Below are 17,797 nucleotides of genomic sequence, written 5' to 3'. Positions count from 1 at the left end.
ATGGAATGAGTTCGGCTGTCAAGGGATTTCTCTATGAAATAAAAAAACACAGGATCCTGTATCTCATGTGCGTGCCCGCGCTGATCGTGCTGATCATGTTCTCCTATATCCCGTTTGCCGGGATATGGATGGCGTTTACCGACTTCAATGTGGTCGACGGCATCTTCGGCAGCAAATTTGTGGGTCTGGACAACTTCAAATACTTTTTTTCGGAAAACAGCATGGGATGGAAGGTTACCTATAACACGCTGTATATCAACTTTTTCGGTCTCATCTTAGGCATTATCATTCCTGTCAGCATTGCCATTCTGATCAATGAAATCCGGCATAAAGCCTACAAAAAGATCGCGCAAAGCATGATGTTTTTTCCGTATTTCATATCTTGGGTCGTTGTCGGTGCGATTCTGTACGGAATCTTCTCCACGGATGTGGGCGTAGCGAATCATATTTTGAAGTTCTTCGGTGCAGAGCCGATCTCCTGGTACTCGGAGCCAAAGTATTGGAAGTGGATCATCATTCTGTCGAGCGTCTGGAAATGGAGCGGATACAGCTCCATTGTCTACATGGCGGCGATGTCCAATTTTGACGGGAGCCTATACGAAGCGGCCAAGGTGGATGGCGCCAACAAATTGCAGCAAATTCTTTACTTGACCGTGCCCATGCTGAAGCCAACGATCATCGTTTTAAGCTTGCTGAGCGTCGGACGAATCTTCTACGGGGACTTTGGGATGATTTACGGTATCGTTGGCAACAACCCGGTCCTGGCTGAAGAAGTAACGGTCATCGATACCTACGTTTATCAGTCGATGCGTACGCTGGGCTTTTCTTACTCGACGGCCATCGGGCTATTCCAGTCATTGATGGGCTTGATCCTGATTACGGCTGCTAACAAATCCGCTAAGAAAATAAACGACGGAGAGGGTCTATTTTGATGATGGAAAAGAATAGATTGCTTGGCGATAAATTGGTGATTGGCTTTGCCTATGCATTCATTGGCTTATTCGCACTCGTTTGTCTGTATCCTCTTGTATTAACGTTAAGCGTGTCCTTTTCTTCGGAACAGGCCGTTGCAAGAAACGGATATTCGATCATCCCTCTGAGCCCGAGCTTGGATACATATAAATATATCTTTGTTAATAGTGGAATGAAACTGCTCAAATCCTACGGCGTTACCCTGTTTGTAACCACTGTGGGGACGTTCGGGGCTCTGTTGATTACCAGCATGATTGCTTTTTCCCTATCTATCAAAAAGCTGAAATACCGCAACGTGCTCGCTTTCATTAGCAACTTTACGATCATCTTCTCGGCCGGCTTGATACCGTGGTACATGGTCAGCGTCAATTATTACGGGTTGAAGAACAGCATTCTGGCTTTGATCCTGCCGTCCATATTCAGCGTATGGAACATGTTTCTGATGCGAACGTACTTTGCAAGCATTTCTCCATCTTTATATGAAGCGGCCGAGATGGACGGCGCCAATTATTTTACGATCTATGTCAAAATAGCCCTTCCGTTAAGTAAAACCGCACTGCTGACGGTCGGCTTAATGTATGCGCTTCAATATTGGAATGATTGGTGGCACGCGCTGATCTTCATTAACGAACGCGATTTGTTTCCGCTGCAGTATTTCCTCTACAACATTCTGTCGAACGTCAATGCGATAAGTTCCGGACGAATTCCGTCAGGGGCATCGGGCAACATCACATTGCCTGCCGAAACCGTGAAGATGGCCATTACGGTCATCACGATCGGTCCGATCATTTTCCTGTATCCTTACATTCAAAAATACTTCGTGCACGGGATTATGGCCGGAGCGGTAAAAGAATAGACACCTGCGTGGTTATTGGCCGATTCAGGCTTTTAACATAGATTAACCATTTCATAGGGAGGGTCTTTCATGAAAGCAAAAAAAATGCTGATCTTGTTGGTTTTATTGATCGCATCCGTTTCGGTAATGGCAGGATGCAGCGGCAAAAAAGAGGGGGCAGCCGCGCTCGAAACCGTCACGATTTTGTATCCGGGGGAACGAAGCGATCGCATGAACGAATTTTTAAACAATGAATTCGCAGAGAAAATGGCTGCCGATCTCGGTCTAAAGGTCGAAGTCATATATGTGCCGTGGGCCCAGTACTGGGAACAGAAAGATATCATGCTGGCCGCGAACGAACCGATCGATTTGTATTGGGATGGTCTTCCGGATCTTTCCACGATCGTCAACAAGAAACAAGCCATGGTTCTGGATGATTTAATCCAGGAATATGGTCAGGATATGTTGAAAGTTTTGCCGATGGAACAGCTTCAAGGCGCAACCATCGATGGGAAAATTCACGGCATTCCGTCGGCCTATGCACCGTCCTCGGCCATGTACCAGCTGGTTGCCGTCCGACAGGATATACTGGAAGCCGTGGGGATGACCGACGTGAAGACACCCGACGATTTAAAAGATTTCGCGACCAAGGCGAAAGAGAAGTTTCCTGAAATGAAAGGCCCCGCCGACATTATCTTCAAACCGTTGACTCGATACTTTACCGATGAACAATATAACTGGATCGCCGTCGAAGATTTGGTTGTATTCGGGGAAGACAGCAAGAAAGCATACAGCTATTATGAAACGGAAGCATTCCAGGAAGTGGCGAAATTTAACCGGGGAATGTATGAAGCAGGTTTATACACAGAGGATTTGACCATCAAATACAACGAGAGAGACTCCCGCATGCAGACCGGCCTATATTTATGGGTGGAAGGATCTCTGGGCAAGGAAATGGAAATCGTTGATGCCATCAAAGCCAATGCCCCGGATGCCGAAGTTAAGACCTACCTGTTAGCCGAGGATAAGCCGCGTTATGTGACCGCCACAGGCGGGGAAGTTCTGGGCATTCCAGTCAATGCTCCGAATCCGGAAGGAGCCATGAAGTTTGTGAACTGGATTTATAAATCCAAGGAAAATTACCAGTTTGCTCTCTATGGCGTCGAAGGCAAGGACTACGAGATCGTGGACGGAAGAATCAACAAGCTCACCCCGAGTGAATTCTTCTATGAATGGATGTTTAGAAACCAGAATTACCAATTGTTCGGGCCGAACGTGGCCCAGGAATCCATCGATCAATATAAGAGCTGGGATGATCAGGCTGTTCGATCCGAATCCTTGGGATTCCGATTCAATAACGAAAAGGTTAAGTTGATCGAGACATCCTTGAAAGAAGTCGCAGGCAAAGATCTAGCTGCGATCCGTTCCGGATTTGTCGATTTTGAGACAGAGTATCCCAAAGCGATCCAGAAGCTGAAGGCGGCTGGGATTGACGAGTATGTCGCCGAGATACAGCGTCAGCTGGATGAATTCTTGGCAGCTAAACAATAGGGGTTTCTCCGTGTTCCAGCAACGAAGCGGCTGAAATTGAGAACTGTCGGTGAAACAGACCATACCATCATTAATTCCGAAGAAGTATCTCCTGAACATGGGGATGCTTCTTTTCTTTTTTGTTCAATTCATAAATTCACGCTTTGCTGGGCGTTACCAGTCAGGTATTTACAACAAAATAAAATATGTCTATTATATAAATAGATGAATAATAAAAATGTTTATCAGAATAATAATCATTAATCATTACTTATATGTTCTATGGCAAACGATGCGCTTGAAATGTTTATGTAAGATCCATTTTTGAGAAAAGAGGAGAAATGATGGACATACACGCTTCTATGAATCATAAGCCTGTCATTGTGTCGGATAATTATGGGGAGGTCGATGGGCGGTTTGCGGGCGCCACCGATGTCAGGGCGTTATCCCTCGGACTGTCTCAGGGAAACGAGGAAGGCCAGGCAAATGTTGCTGCCAGAGTGTGGAGAAATGTGGACGAGCAAGCAACCGAACAATCGTTAGAGCTTCCGATTCATCGCATTCTGGATTTGTCTATTCTCGTTTGCAGCGCACTGGCGCATTTTAGCGAAGCCTATCGATACGAGCAGCTCTATGATCCGCAGAATCCCGTGATCGACCGGATCGGGCTGCAGGGAAGCGCCATGACGGTAGCCGTATGCACGGACAATGAACAGATCCATGAGGATATCAGGCTGTTTAACGAGGCTTTGAGCGATAACGGCGAGATGATTGGTGAAAGACTGCGGACATTAACCAGAGCATTGAGAGAATTGGGGTACGAATAATGAGGAGGCATCCCGGATAGCGGGGGAATGGAGCGAGAGTATCCCTCCACGCTGGGAAAAGCTTGGAGGAGATAGGTTATGCTAGAACAGAATGACAATGAATATTACGTGCTGTCTCCCGGGAGAGCATTGACCGAAGAAGAAAAGAGCCTTGTCTGGACAAAACCGTTAACGCATAAAGGAAGTGAGGAAGAACGGCGAATCTCGAATGAAATTAAGCGGAATTGGGATCGGGGCGAGATGAAAATCGCCAATGTTTTGTTAGAGGGGGATGCCGGATCCGGAAAGACGCAGCTCGCCAAAGCTTTATCCGCGAACTTCAGGCTCCCCTACACCAAAGTCACATGTTTTGCCGATATGGATAAATCGGATATTATCGGAGCCATTTTACCGGTCATTACTTCCGATCAAATAGAGTACTTGGAACCTGCCGATCAGGCTGCCTTGAAAGCCCTATACGATAGTGACGGCTTTCGAAGTTCGACGGAGATTCTAATGGAGGCTTTGGGAATTTCGCGGGAGCATGCTTCAGCGAAGATGAAGCATGTATTGAAGCTGGCCGCGAATGCCGCAGAGAATAAGGCGGTAGAATATCGATTTTACGCTTCCGAGATCGTCAGAGCCTTTCAGAACGGCTATCTGCTGGAAATACAGGAACCGAACGTGATACGTGATGCTGCCGTATTAATGGCGCTGAATTCCGCGCTTGAGCCCGGCGGCACGCTGAATTTGCCGATGGGTATCGTGCACAGGCATCCGGATTTCATTGCGGTGATCACGGCCAACCGCAGTTATGCGGGATCCAGGCCGCTAAATGAAGCATTGCGAGACAGGATACAGCATTCGGAGAAAATGGATCTGCCAACCAAGGATATGATGATGGAGCGCGCAAAGGCCAAAATCGGCTGCGAGGACGATGGAATGCTGGAAATCCTCGCAAGGGTCATCATTCTGTTGGACAAAACAGCCCGGGCCAATGCCATTAAGGGGGTTGCCGGGATGCGTTCCTATTTCTATTGGGCGGATGCCGTGGCTCAGGGATCTTCTGCAAGAGAATCCCTTTATCACAAAGTGATCTACAAGATTACGACCGATCCGGAAGAAATCAAACTGCTGGAAGATGCGCTGGAAGGCCAAGGCCTGTTGGGGCTGCTGGACGAAATTCCGGTTGAACCCCCAAGCAAACGAAGAGGGGATGCCGTGGAGATCTCAACCTGGGAAATCGATATGGATGTTGACTCCAATCCGGATCAGCAAGCCGGGGAAGAAGGGGTCCGCTTAAAAAAATCCGCTGAGAGCGAAGGCAGCACATCCGTTTCATCGGATGAATCAGCGGAGATGGAGAGCACGGATTCGGGCGAGGAGGGCAAGCCGAATTATCACCAGGCTAATCCTGAGCCCATGTCGGAAGAGGAGAAGCAGAAGGAACGGGATTTCCGCAAGAAGCTGAATCGGGTTTCCAGAGAAATCGTGTCCGATTCTCTTCATCGGTCGGTAAAGCTGATCGTTCATCGCCCTGATTATGATCCGAACCTACAGGAGGAATATGGGCGGTTAAGTCAGGGGCTTATGCCGGTTGTACGGGAGATCGCCAGAAAAACGCTGCCGCTCTTGGAGCACGAAATCACCGCGGAGTATGCCAAAAATCAATACTATGGATCAAAATTTCAGGCAGACAGCGTAGCCTACCGGGACTTCAGGTTATTTGCCAAGAAACGTCCTCCGACGGAATCCCCTGGTCTTGTGGTCGGACTGAGGGTCGATGAATCCGCATCGATGGCTGCGTTCGGTAGATTGGAGGCAGCCAAGCGTGCGGTCATTGCGGTCTATGAATTTTGTCAGATTTGCCATATTCCTGTTCTGATCTACGGCGATACGGCCGATGTGTCCCGCTTGGAGCAGATGTCGATCTTCGCTTATGCCGACTATGATCATCCGGATGTTCGCGATCGCTTCAGGTTGATGGGAATCCGCGCGAGAAGCAACAATCGGGATGGTATGGCGTTAAGGATCATGGCGGAACGGCTGGCAGCTTCACCGAAGCAGACCAAGCTGTTGATCAGCATCAGCGACGGGCAGCCTAAGGCGATGGAAGACTATACCGGAAGTCTTGCCATTCAAGACATGCAGCAGACCTTATCCGAATATGAAAGAAAAGGAGTCAAATTTCTGGCTGCCGCCATCGGACAAGACAAGGATGTCATTAGCCGGATTTATGGTGCCGAGAGGTTTCTGGACATTACCAACCTGAATGAGCTGCCCGCAAAATTAGTGCGCATCATTTCTCGGTACTTATAAAACCGTGGGTGAAGCGTGTTTGTACAGCTTAAGCCTGTGTGTCTTCATGACACGCAGGCTTATTCCATCATGAGATGACCGACCATAAATACGAACCCTCATGCTGGCCCTTGGTTGACTGGACATGTGCCCTGAAGAAACATTATAGTTAAAAGAATGGAGTTAGCGAAGCTGTGCTCGATTATCTTGACGCCATAGGGGCTTGCATCGATGCAAGTTTTGTGTCTGGAATCGATAAACCTAAATAAGGGAGGACATATATGGAGCAACCTCGCATTTGGCCGGATCGGTTCAAGCGCTTTTTTCTAAACAATAAGTTTGTGCTGCTTTTGCTTGTTCTGTTGCTGGTCGGTTTAAACGTCATGGTATTAAGCAAAATCTCGTTTGTTCTGCATCCGATCGCGGTTCTGATCAAGACGATCGTGCTGCCGATCATTTTATCCGGAATCCTGTATTATTTGCTGAATCCCTTGGTGGATATGATGGAAAAAAGGAAAATCAAACGCGGATGGTCCATCCTGATATTATATCTGTTGATTGCCGGAATTTTGACGGTTGTGGTGCTGGCGGTCATTCCGGTGCTCCGCACCCAGATTATGAGTCTGATAGACAATTTCCCGACGTACAGCGAGAAAGTCAGGCAGCAGTTTGAAGAGCTGACCGGCAGCCAGTTGTATAGTCAGCTGCAAGAAGCCGTGAACATCAACTCCCAGGAATGGTGGGGCACGATAACGCAGAAAGCAACCGAAATCCTGAACTCGACATGGAGCAAGGTAGGCGGTTTCCTTGGCGCGTTTACGGAGATCGTGTTGTCGATCATTACGGTTCCTTTTGTCCTGTTCTATATGCTGAAAGACGGCAAAAAGCTGCCTCGGAAAATCTTGTCGTTCCTGCCGACCCAGAGTCGTTCGGGGATCCTGCATGTGCTTCAGGATATCAATCACCAGATCAGTTCGTTCATCCGCGGTCAGATTATTGTCAGTGTCTGCATCGGTATTCTGCTGTACATCGGGTACATGATCATCGGCCTGGATTACGCGCTTATTCTTGCCATCATCGCCTCGTTCACCAGCGTAGTCCCCTATTTGGGGCCTGCCATTGCGATCACGCCCGCGTTGATAGTGGCTCTGGTCACTTCGCCGGTGATGCTGCTGAAGATGGTGGCGGTATGGACGATCGTACAGCTGATCGAGGGCAAATTCATCTCTCCGCAAATTATGGGCAAAACGCTGAAAATTCATCCGATTACGATTATCTTTGTCATACTGACTGCCGGCAATCTGTTCGGCGTGGTTGGCATTCTGTTGGCCGTACCCGGCTACGCTGTTCTCAAGGTTTGCGTTACCCATATATTCGAATGGTTCAAGAACACATCGGGATTATACGATCCTTCGAATGATGGCCATATGTCCAAATAACAAGGCGTGCCTATTGATGAATAGGAGGCGTAACCTTGATAAACTTTAACCGAGATCCATAGAAGCGTATGAAGCTGCGCTTGCGAAGCCGCCGTTTTGGCGGCTTTTTCATGTTCGAGGTTCCGGAGTAAAGCTTAATCGTGGACGCTTTAAAGATGGGTGAATTATGTGAAAGCGGCTTTAAAGAGAGCTGCTTTACGCGAGAGCTTCGAAGAGTTAACATTTGAAGCTCCGCGTACGTATCGTTCCTCCAATCGCTGTTGTCGCCGAATTTCTGGATTGTATGATAGGGGTTGAAATTCGGCTCCAAAGGCGACCGCTCCGCTTTTCCGGAATCGATTCGTCCTCTTCACTGCTTCGAAGCTAATGGATTGCCAGGTCACTGGAGAAGAGCACATCTCCCACAAGGGTGGTGGGAGGTAGGAGAGCCGCCCTAAGCATAAAATATGGCGGCTCTTGAAGGTAATATCTTTTAATGATTCTTGCTTGGTCCTGGTCTTTGTTGTTTGAGGAAGTCGCCATGGTTTATTCTGACCCTCGCGGATTCATTGCAAATAAGAAACTGAATCAATATAATGGATATCATGGGTCTATGGTAAATAAAATAAAGCAAAGGGGGAAACCGCCATACAGTTTTCCAAAAGCGTTGACTATGCTCTGCACGCCTTAATTCATCTGGCTCAATCGGAGCGTGACCACAACATCGGAATCAAGGAGCTGTCTGCGACACTAGGCGTTTCGGAAAGCTATTTGTCCAAAATCATGTCCAAGCTGAGACAGGACGGAATCGTGCGTGCCGTGCCGGGGGTAAACGGTGGTTATGAGCTGGCAAAGCCGGCCCGGCAGATTACATTTTTAGAAGTGATCCAAGTGATCGAAGGCAGGCAGCAGCTGTTTGAATGCTCCAATCTCAATTCGCAGCAGCATCGATTGCTAACCGAAGAGAAGCCTAGCGACAGGAAGGAAGACAACCCGGGTGCTTGCGTATGTCTGGTCAAACAGGTGATGGACGGTGCGGAACGGCAGTTGAATCAATACTTGGAGGAGCAAACGATCCAATCGGTATTGGATGCTGCTTCCAAACGCGGCAGCTGCTCGACTAACAAGAGGTGACGAAACAGTTGAACTTCGCTTCGGAGGGATCCTTATCGATAAGCTATACGAGAAATTGCAAGGGTTTGGGGAAAGAGAGAATTGGCTTTTACTCCGTCGGTTGCTGAACACAGCGATCCAGGATGCCACGAACGTCGGGCATGAAGAGAAAAGGGCTGCTGAGCGATTGTACAAGCTGATCGAACATCATGCAGAGATCGTTCACCATGAGCGGCTGCAGGAGGAGAATCTCCAAACGCATGTTCATATCATTTTCAGTCTCTCGAATGCCGGTTCATTAAAAGTGGCGCTCAGTCAAGTGGGGAATCGGGAGAAATCCCGCGTATTAGCATTTAATGAATGCTTTTCCACCGGCCCTATCAGGGATTTAAGCACAGCGGAAGGGCAGCAGCGCAGGCAGTTCTGGTTGATGGAACACGACAAAGAAGCCTACTTTTCCAACATGATTAACCAAGAGCACCAAATTGAGCGGATGATTCAAACACTAAAGACCATACCGGAGAGCAAGACCGTGGTCATTTGGTGCGCGGATAACGCCCATGATCAAACCGGGCTTCGCTTTGCATCGTACTTGCTGAGGGGGCGGAAAAGCGTTCATGTGGTGAATGTGACGCAAATTCTCAAAGAATCGAGTATGCAGCTGAATAAGGGTGAGATCCCAGTCTATCAATCCAGGATCGAGCGGGAGATTTACATTGAAATCGTTAAAACTTATGGTGATGGGATTCCGCTGGACTCGGATCTAAGGAGACGGTACGAATCCGAATGGCTGGAGCTGGCAGGACAGGATCATGTTCTTCGATTCTGGGAAGAGGACGGGGTCATCGGCTGCGAAGAGAATCGAATGGATGCGCTTATCTTACAATCGGTCGCTGAACTGCAAGAGCAGCACCATTCTGGTGATCTGGTTAAAGCAGGGGACGTCTTAGATCGTATATTCGAAATTTCACGCCAATTCGTAAGTTATTCTTATATCGTGCACAGAATCTGGTTTTTAGTCAGTGAGGGGGTCCTCATGTTCAAGGGGTTACCGGGCTTTCCCCATCAATTTTCGATAGGTTTGCCTAAAGCTTAAGGAGCCGCCAAATGGGCGGCTTTTTTGATTTGGCTGGAAAATCCATTCGCATCTTGGCATGGTTTCCTTGGATTAGTTGCAACCACAGGTTATTTACAGTAAACTGTCTGTTACAACTTGTTATACGGAAGGATGAAAGATAACCATGACCATACCTTCATTGCATAGAATTAATGAACTGAGCCGCAAGCAGAAGACCGAAGGTCTGAGCCAAGAAGAATACACTGAACAGCAGCAGCTTCGTCAGGAATATTTGCAAGCCATCCGAGGGCAGGTTCTCTCGACCATGTCTACGTTGAAAGTTGTGGACCCGAATGGCGAGGACGTTACCCCGGAGAAACTGAAAATTACGCAAAAACAGAATACGTCAAAGCTCCATTAAGCTTCGTGCTTGGTTAGTTTCTGTTTTGGATTCATTGGTCTCCGCACCCGCACAGGGATAGGCAAACGTTTACCCTGTGTATGGTGTGGAGTTTTTTTGTGCGAAATAAACTATATATATCACCAGATAGTTAGAGCTAAAGAACGAGTTACGGTTGATTTTTGCTTTGTAAACTACCAGTTTAAAAGTTGATCGGTGCAATGCCCTCAGCTTGCCAAACTGTACCTCTTCGTTCGTACTCGAATAACTGTTCAACAGCATTTGCGATTTGAGGTCCCAATTCACGCTCAACCAAATATAGGGAAACATCAAGTCCAGATGTCACACCGCCACCAGTCACCAGGCGAGGACCATCTTCAACGACTCTTGCATCAATCGGATTTGCACCGAGAGCTTTCAGTGCAGTCATTCCGATCTGATTGGTAACGGCGTGTCGATCCTTCAACATGCCGCCCATAGCAAGCAGCAATGAACCTCCACAAACGGTGGCAACCGTAACATCCTTATTATCCATGGACTTTTTTAACATCGCAGGGAGACGGGTTTGCAGGGCTCCTTTTAACACATTCGGAATGGCATCTTCCGAATTGCCTGCTGGTTTACCCGAAGCTCCAGGAACCAAGATAATTCCGGAGCGATTAGGGTCTAAGACGGCTTCGGCTTTGAGGGAAGGGCCATTCAAACCGCTCGGGACCGAGCGCTTGCCTTCTGCGGATACCAATTCCACGGTAACTTTTCCTCCAGAGTACATTCCAGCTGCAGCGAATACTTCATATGGGGCCAGTGCATCCAGCAGATCAAACCCATCAAACAATACGATTTGAACATGCAGATTTCTGTTTTTGAACTCATCTTGATTCTTATTCGCTTTCGCGCTTGCAGCCGGAGCAAACAAACTAAGTATCAGTGTTAACGACATAAGTAAACTAATTATTTTTTTCATTCGATTACCCATTCCTTTCGTTTCGTTCTGATGATGATTTCAGGAATAACAATCAGCAGTGCAATAGAGCCGTAGAGGCCAATGGTGTAGCTTGTTGCGTAAACCAAACCGAAACCCTGATGAACAAGGGAAGTGATAAGATGAATCAACAGGTTCGTGAAGCAGAAGGCGTAACTCCGGATCATCCAGTTCCGGTGCCGGTCGATTCGTTTCCTCTTGATTTGGAGGAGCGCCGTAATGGTGACAAACAGCCAGATCAGATTGAGCGCGTTGAATCCCATGCTGCTGATTTTTCCGCCGGTGGCGTAAGGCGCCATATATCCGGAGGTCAGGACAACCAGCAGTACGGACACGAGGTAAACGTAGCCGTTGAAACGATGGAACCTGCGGCTTTTTTCAAACATTCGATTGGAAAAGTTGATCAAGCCCGACGCCATGGCCAGACATGCAAATCCAACATGAACGTACATGACATTCAACCAGACCGGAAGATTCAGCTCCCGCTTCAGCCCGGTTTTACGGCTTAAAAAACCAGCGGCACCGGGATCGATCCAATAGTTTTTGACCAGGGCGTATAGAATAAAAACAAGGCTGACACAGGCCAGCAGCCGGTATAATGATTTCCGTTTCTTCATGCAGTTCCACAACCTCCGAATCTTAAGAAACCCGTGTTCCGGTTAATTTGGATGCCGGCAGCATGCCGGCCTTGGCGGTTCCGGTCATAACATCTCCGTCCGCGGTAACTTCGAATTTTAGGTTCAGGCGCATGGGCTTCGTGATGGGAAGCGACCAGGCCAGCTTGCCGTTCTGAAGCACAGGGCTCCTGAATCGGATGGTTTCATCTCCTTGCGTTGCCGTTCCTTCGATGATGTCGTTCCTTGCCGATATGGAGAGCCTGACTTCCATTTTCCCCACAGGCGTAGCGATCATTGTATCCCAATCCCCTTCGAATATAGATGCCTGCGTGAGTTGGTGACCCGAGGATGCGTTAGTTAACGCCCCATGGTTCGCTGCTGCGTTCGGCAAAGACTTCTGCGTGCTTGGTGCCAGGCCGATCCCCTTCCAAACCGTACCTCTTCGTTCGTACTCGAATAATTGCTCTACCGCGTGCGCGATGCGCGGTCCGAGTTCCCGTTCCACCAAGTACAGTGCCACATCAAGCCCGGATGTGACACCGCCGCCGGTAACGAGGCTGCCGTCGTCCACGACCCGTGCCTTGATCGGGACTGCCCCGGTTGCACCAAGCAAGCCCATGCCGAGGTGATGCGTTACCGCCGATCTCCCTTCCAATAGTCCGCCCATAGCCAGCAGCAGAGAGCCGCCGCATACGGTAGCGACTACGATGTCCTGCCGCTCGAGTGCCTGCCCGATCATACCGGTCAATTCGGTATTCATTGCCCGGCCCAAAATAGCTGGGATCGAATCGGGGCCATCACCTTCGACCTCGCCCGACGCTCCCGGTACGAGAATGATGCCCGCGCATTCCGGATTCAGTCGGCTGCTCGCTTCAATTTTTAATCCGTTAACGCCGCTAGCCACAGCCCTTGACCCTTCGGCCGTAACCAATTCCACGCATAACTCATGTTCGCAAAACGACGCTGCCGCGCAAAAAACCTCGTAAGGCGCAATGGCATCCAGCAGGTCGAAACCATCAAATAACACGATTTGTACAGTTAGCATATAGATCCTCCCGTCTTTGATGCGATGACGAATCGCGTAGATTCGGCTGAATTGCCCGAACGACCTCCCGAATGAAGTCCCGTCCGTGTTCGCAAATAGAAGTTTAACAAACGAATATCTCAAACGAAGTCGTAAAAAGGTCACAAAAGTATAAACAAACCATCACAATTCATGGACTCTCGTCGGTTCCTGCAAAAAAAATGATAAACTAGATGGCAAAGGTGGGATTTTCATGAGCGGAGACAATACGATACTCGTTGTAGACGATGACAAAAGCATCGTCGAACTATTAAGGGACTTTCTTGAGAATGACAGCTTTCACGTGAAGACTGCTTGTGATGCGGAGGAGGCGTGGGCCATATTCCAACAGCATCCCATTCAGTGCATGGTTCTGGACATCATGATGCCGGGACAAAATGGATTTGAGCTGTGCCGCCGGATTCGGGCGGAAAGCCCTGTTCCGATTCTCTTCTTGAGTGCCCGCAGCGACGACGTGGACAAAATCCGGGGGCTGACGCTCGGCGGCGACGATTATATCGTCAAAACGGCTTCTCCCGCGGAGATCGTTGCCCGCGTGAAAGCCGTACTGCGACGCTCCGCGACCCGGCGGCCAATGGAGGAGCGGGTGTTGGATTACGGCCGCCTCCGGTTAAATTTGTCCACAAGAGAAGTAGTCGTGGATGGCAATAACGTCGTGCTCACGCCGAAGGAGTTCGAACTGCTGCGAGTATTCGCAGAGCATCCTAGACATGTTTTCACCTATGACCAGCTGCTTGCGAAATTTTGGGACGGGGTGGGCGACAGGCATACGATCCGCGTCCATCTCAGCCGGCTGCGCGAGAAAATCGAAGCTGATCCGAACCAGCCGCAATTCCTCGTTAACGTGTGGGGAGTAGGCTATCGCTTTGAGGGTCGTTGACATGAAGAAGCTGCGCATTCGAACCTTTACCATGCTTTGCTTTTTCTTTATCCTTCTGTTACCGTGGATCTTTTTTGTCACTGCCCATTTTATGGAGACCAAGACGCTCAGTTTCGAAAAAGGGCGTCTGCAAAATGAGACGCTGCAAAGTAATTTATCGGAAATGATACACTTCATTGAAGCAGGCTCCGGCCAATGGACGGAACCGGCTTGGCAAAATCAATTGAAAACGGCACTCCATGAAGCGAAAATGGATGTTCTTATTCAATCCGCGGAAGCGCGGGAGCTGTATCGGTCTAATCCGGAACGCAGCGGTACGTCGTTGTCAACGGAACGATTCTCCGTCATCAAGGATGGTCAATTGCTGGGTAGGGTAACTCTGTATTTGCCAAGAACCAATGAAAAACAGGTCATGTCGGCTTTTGCAGGACTGCTGCTTGCTATCTTGATTGTCGGAATGGGAATGAGACGGTTCGTGCTCAAACCGCTTGAGAAGATGGGAAATGCAGCCAGGCAAATCGCGACAGGCGATTGGAAGGCGCGGTTGCCCTCATCCAGGATCACCGAAATCGCCGAAGTACGCGATGGATTCGAAGTGATGGTGAAGGGGCTTGAGAAATCCTATCAAAAACAAGCCGAATTGGAACAGGAACGCCGATTCGTGATTGCTGCCGTTGCGCATGATTTGCGGACGCCGTTGTTTGCGTTGCGGGGTTATTTGGATGGCTTGGAACAAGGAATCGCTCAATCCCCGCAAATGGTCGCCAAATACGTAGCGGTATGCAAGGAAAAATCGATGCAGTTGGATCGTCTTGTGGAGGATCTTTTCACATTTACGAGGATGGAATATTTGGAGGCGGAACTTAGCCGCAGCCTCGTTGATTTGAGAGATGTTATCCAGAATTCGATGGACAGCCTGCGGCCTCTTGCGGCTGACAAGCATATTACCTTTACCGCACAATTCATGGGCGATTGTCTACTAAGAGGCGATACGCATTTATTGGAGCGCGCCATGAATAATCTCCTGGACAATGCCGTCAGACATACACCCTTGGGTGGTGAAATTGCTGTGCGATGCAGCAAGGACGACAACCGGATCAGGTTTACGATACGCGATAACGGACCGGGCTTCTCCTCGGCAGACCTGGAGCGCGTTTTTGAACCCTTGTACCGTGGGGAAGCGTCTCGAAGCCGATCAACTGGAGGCAGCGGTTTAGGGTTGACCATTTCACAAAGAATCATAAGGCGGCACGGAGGTGAAATAACCGTCAGCAACCATCCGGAGGGAGGAGCGCTGCTGGAAGGATGGTTACCTGCCGCAACCCCCGAACAATAGGATATGGATGGTTGTTAGTCTTATCCCTCTCAGTGACACGCTTAAAAAGCCGCGTTATTCGCGGTTTTTTTGATGAACATCCATATTGACCCAATCCACCGATCAGCCGGATTTGGATGAACGACCTCCTTTGATTAATATTATCAAAGCAAGAAGCAATGGCAGTCCGATCTGAAAGATGGGAAAGTGGTATTTCAAATTTTGAGCGAACCCGATCCAGATATGATAAATAAAGTTCGGCGAAGTGAACGATATGGTAAAAATGAAAGCACCCACGATCACGGTGGTTTTTTTATGGCTGATTTTGATCAGGCTGGAGAGACCGAGTACGGCACCGAGGTAGAATGCGGTCATTTTTACGAAAATGCCGATATAGATCAGCAAGATGATCAACGGGTCCAAACGCTCCAGAAAATCGGCGATTTCGATGAGACGAACCGACCGGAGCAGCGGAAAAGTCGATATGCTCGTTATGGAGGGATCCAATATCGCAAGGTTTAATATGTTGAATATCATTAAAAAGATGCCCACGAATATGTAGGAAGACAAGGATGTCTTGGACAGCGTTTTCTTATCATCGAGATGATTCCAAAACATGAGAAAGACCACGATTTGACCGAACGGAAAACTGATCACCTCCGGCAAAGCTGCTTGCAGCACCGGCCGGATTCCGTTTTCAAGCATGGGCATAAGGCGGTCAAGGTGAATGATATTCGAACCGATGAACATAAGAACGATCAAGATATATCCGATCATCGTAAAAGGAAGAAGAAATTCCGTGACGCGAAAGAATACCTCAATGCCTTTCCAAACGGCATAACCGGACAGTAAGACCATCAAGAGAATCAGGATGAACAGCGGTGTGCTGGGGAGAAAGGAGATATTGATGATGTCCGCGAACTCGCGGGTATTTCGCATGGATTCATATGCAAAATAAACGATATAGGATGCTGTAATAAGGGAGCCCCAATATTTCCCCAAATGCCGATTTAGAATTTGGGGAAGTGCATGCTCCGAATTTTTGTTCTGGATATAGAGGTAGACGCACAACAGCAGCAATCCCGCGAGCATGGCAACCAGCACGACCAGCCAAGCATCTTGTTTAGCTTCAATCCCCAGCTCATATAATGGGGTGCTGCCGATCATAAACAAGATGGTCATGGCTATGATTTGGTATTTTCCGATCTTCTCCATTGGGGACCTCCTTGTTGTAGGTATCGATTGCGGTCTATTTATTGGGTTCAATCAGATTCGAGAAGGGTTTATTGATCATATTCGTGTGTTCCACGTTAACTTCAAGATTCAGGTCGAGTTCCAGCTCCTGAAGCGGATGCTCCGACTTTGAAAGGCGTTTGCTGGCCGCCGGATATCTTCTGTGAATCATATCCAAAAAACCAACCACATCCACATTCAAATCCTTCATCCTTTTCCACGTAGCCAAGACTTCTTCCTTGATCTGCTCGGCAATCGCTTCCTCGAGTTTCGAAATGACTTCCGGTTTCGTCAAATCCATCGTACAGCTGGTTTCATCAAGAGCCCCCTTGGTTTGAATATGGACCATCATGTTGACTGAACCGTCGACCATTTTGGGATCTACCCGAGTCGAGGAATGGGTGACGCGGTAACTCGATAACCGGGTTGCGTCTTGATCGCTGCATGGGGTAACAATGATCAGGTTTTTGACGCTGTTCGAAAGCCAAGCGACGCCTCTGCTTTCTCTTCGCTTCATCCATCCGACCAGTCTGTCTCCCCGAAATACGCCTAAATCCCCAAGCTTGAGTACCGCTTGATTGCGGGTCGACTTTAAAGCATCCAAGGTGGATTGCTCCTCTTGATTGCCGGACACTCTCAACTCGGGTGCCATGGCGCCTTGGTACGGATTGGCGACCATGGATGCAAAATCGATCAATTTAATATTTTTCACCTGGGACAGATTTTCTTGCCCTTGCGTAATGACCCGTTGAATCGCATTGCCCGATATTTTCTCCAACGGAATAAGCACTTCCAACAGATTGGAGGCTTTGTCCTTGGTCAGCAGAACCGACATGGTTTCCCGGCTTTCCATGGGGCGGAGGAAAAAATCAAGGATTTGTTGTACGCCTGCGTTCCGAACGACTTGTTCATTAATAATCAATATGGAGTTATGGGCGAAAAACAACGCGCGCGGCGCTTCTAAATTCGCATTCTGCATGGCTTCGCGAATGGTCTTGCCCCTGGTGGAGAAGATGGTGATCGGTGATTGACTTCCCCCGGATCCACCACCGGTCTGGGTGGCGATGGACTGCGGAATGACGACTTGGAAGGAGATGATCCATTCGTCTTCGCTGCGGTCTATGGACGTCGCCGAGACAATGCTAAGCGAGTTTAACTCTTTACTGTCCCAGCAACCGTTGAGAAGCAGCGAGGCGGTCATCATGAGAATCAGGAGTTTAAGCTTCCGGTTCATCTGTTCTTCACCTCCGACTTATA

Annotated in this window: 16 protein-coding genes; 11 read left to right on the top strand and 5 right to left on the bottom strand. The window is 48.7% G+C overall.

Going from position 1 to position 17,797, the window contains the following annotated elements; genetic code table 11:
* Nucleotides 1-5 precede the first annotated feature (5 nt).
* The 9 genes from JNUCC32_RS10875 (at nt 6) to JNUCC32_RS10835 (ending at nt 10,450) form a co-directional block, all read left to right on the top strand.
* A complete protein-coding gene (locus tag JNUCC32_RS10875; protein WP_009590570.1) occupies nt 6-932 on the top strand; it encodes an ABC transporter permease in 927 nt (308 codons plus the stop codon).
* Nucleotides 932-1,828: a carbohydrate ABC transporter permease gene (locus JNUCC32_RS10870; protein ID WP_009590583.1), complete on the top strand. Its 897-nt coding sequence runs from the start codon at nt 932-934 to the stop codon at nt 1,826-1,828. The genes JNUCC32_RS10875 and JNUCC32_RS10870 overlap by 1 nt, the downstream gene beginning before the upstream one ends.
* Nucleotides 1,829-1,897: 69 nt before the next feature.
* On the top strand, nt 1,898-3,358 hold the full coding sequence (locus JNUCC32_RS10865; protein ID WP_192572010.1) for an ABC transporter substrate-binding protein: 1,461 nt from the start codon (nt 1,898-1,900) through the stop codon (nt 3,356-3,358).
* A gap of 323 nt (nt 3,359-3,681) precedes the next feature.
* On the top strand, nt 3,682-4,164 hold the full coding sequence (locus JNUCC32_RS10860; RefSeq protein ID WP_192572651.1) for a DUF6530 family protein: 483 nt from the start codon (nt 3,682-3,684) through the stop codon (nt 4,162-4,164).
* Between the two features lie 78 nt (nt 4,165-4,242).
* The gene (locus JNUCC32_RS10855; protein WP_192572009.1) at nt 4,243-6,462 is read left to right on the top strand and encodes an AAA family ATPase; all 2,220 of its coding nucleotides are present in this window, start codon (nt 4,243-4,245) and stop codon (nt 6,460-6,462) included.
* Nucleotides 6,463-6,722: 260 nt separating this feature from the next.
* Nucleotides 6,723-7,880: an AI-2E family transporter gene (locus tag JNUCC32_RS10850; protein WP_096773597.1), complete on the top strand. Its 1,158-nt coding sequence runs from the start codon at nt 6,723-6,725 to the stop codon at nt 7,878-7,880.
* Between the two features lie 627 nt (nt 7,881-8,507).
* Entirely contained in the window at nt 8,508-8,993 is a 486-nt protein-coding gene (locus JNUCC32_RS10845) for an RrF2 family transcriptional regulator (protein ID WP_096773598.1), read from the top strand.
* A gap of 100 nt (nt 8,994-9,093) precedes the next feature.
* On the top strand, nt 9,094-10,068 hold the full coding sequence (locus JNUCC32_RS10840; protein ID WP_228468934.1) for a DUF1835 domain-containing protein: 975 nt from the start codon (nt 9,094-9,096) through the stop codon (nt 10,066-10,068).
* A gap of 145 nt (nt 10,069-10,213) precedes the next feature.
* A complete protein-coding gene (locus JNUCC32_RS10835; protein ID WP_009590590.1) occupies nt 10,214-10,450 on the top strand; it encodes a DUF896 domain-containing protein in 237 nt (78 codons plus the stop codon).
* Nucleotides 10,451-10,631: 181 nt separating this feature from the next.
* On the opposite strand, the gene JNUCC32_RS10830 is transcribed toward JNUCC32_RS10835, so the two are convergent.
* The 3 genes from JNUCC32_RS10830 to JNUCC32_RS10820 are packed head-to-tail and all read right to left on the bottom strand — an operon-like array spanning nt 10,632 to nt 13,073.
* On the bottom strand, nt 10,632-11,393 hold the full coding sequence (locus JNUCC32_RS10830; RefSeq protein ID WP_192572007.1) for a DJ-1/PfpI family protein: 762 nt from the start codon (nt 11,391-11,393) through the stop codon (nt 10,632-10,634).
* Nucleotides 11,390-12,028, bottom strand: coding sequence for a DUF2306 domain-containing protein (locus tag JNUCC32_RS10825; RefSeq protein WP_192572006.1), 639 nt, complete (start codon nt 12,026-12,028; stop codon nt 11,390-11,392). The genes JNUCC32_RS10830 and JNUCC32_RS10825 overlap by 4 nt, the downstream gene beginning before the upstream one ends.
* A 22-nt stretch (nt 12,029-12,050) precedes the next feature.
* The gene (locus JNUCC32_RS10820) at nt 12,051-13,073 is read right to left on the bottom strand and encodes a DJ-1/PfpI family protein (RefSeq protein WP_192572005.1); all 1,023 of its coding nucleotides are present in this window, start codon (nt 13,071-13,073) and stop codon (nt 12,051-12,053) included.
* Nucleotides 13,074-13,305: 232 nt separating this feature from the next.
* Here JNUCC32_RS10820 and JNUCC32_RS10815 point away from each other — a divergent pair, with 232 nt between their 5' ends.
* Together JNUCC32_RS10815 and JNUCC32_RS10810 are read left to right on the top strand one after the other, a co-directional pair.
* On the top strand, nt 13,306-13,992 hold the full coding sequence (locus JNUCC32_RS10815; protein ID WP_192572004.1) for a response regulator transcription factor: 687 nt from the start codon (nt 13,306-13,308) through the stop codon (nt 13,990-13,992).
* 1 nt (nt 13,993) lies between these two features.
* The gene (locus JNUCC32_RS10810) at nt 13,994-15,328 is read left to right on the top strand and encodes a sensor histidine kinase (RefSeq protein WP_192572003.1); all 1,335 of its coding nucleotides are present in this window, start codon (nt 13,994-13,996) and stop codon (nt 15,326-15,328) included.
* Nucleotides 15,329-15,430: 102 nt separating this feature from the next.
* Here JNUCC32_RS10810 and JNUCC32_RS10805 read toward each other — a convergent pair whose 3' ends face one another.
* Together JNUCC32_RS10805 and JNUCC32_RS10800 are read right to left on the bottom strand one after the other, a co-directional pair.
* Nucleotides 15,431-16,522, bottom strand: a complete 1,092-nt coding sequence (locus JNUCC32_RS10805; protein WP_192572002.1) for a GerAB/ArcD/ProY family transporter — start codon at nt 16,520-16,522, stop codon at nt 15,431-15,433.
* Between the two features lie 34 nt (nt 16,523-16,556).
* Nucleotides 16,557-17,774 carry a Ger(x)C family spore germination protein gene (locus JNUCC32_RS10800; RefSeq protein WP_192572001.1) on the bottom strand — a complete coding sequence of 406 codons (1,218 nt, stop codon included), beginning with the start codon at nt 17,772-17,774 and terminating at the stop codon, nt 16,557-16,559.
* Nucleotides 17,775-17,797 lie beyond the last annotated feature (23 nt).

This window comes from Paenibacillus sp. JNUCC32, assembly GCF_014863545.1.
Classification (GTDB): domain Bacteria; phylum Bacillota; class Bacilli; order Paenibacillales; family Paenibacillaceae; genus Paenibacillus_AQ; species Paenibacillus_AQ lautus_A.
The sequence above is the reverse complement of the archived record's forward strand: the minus strand, read 5'-3'. Positions and strand labels throughout refer to the sequence as shown.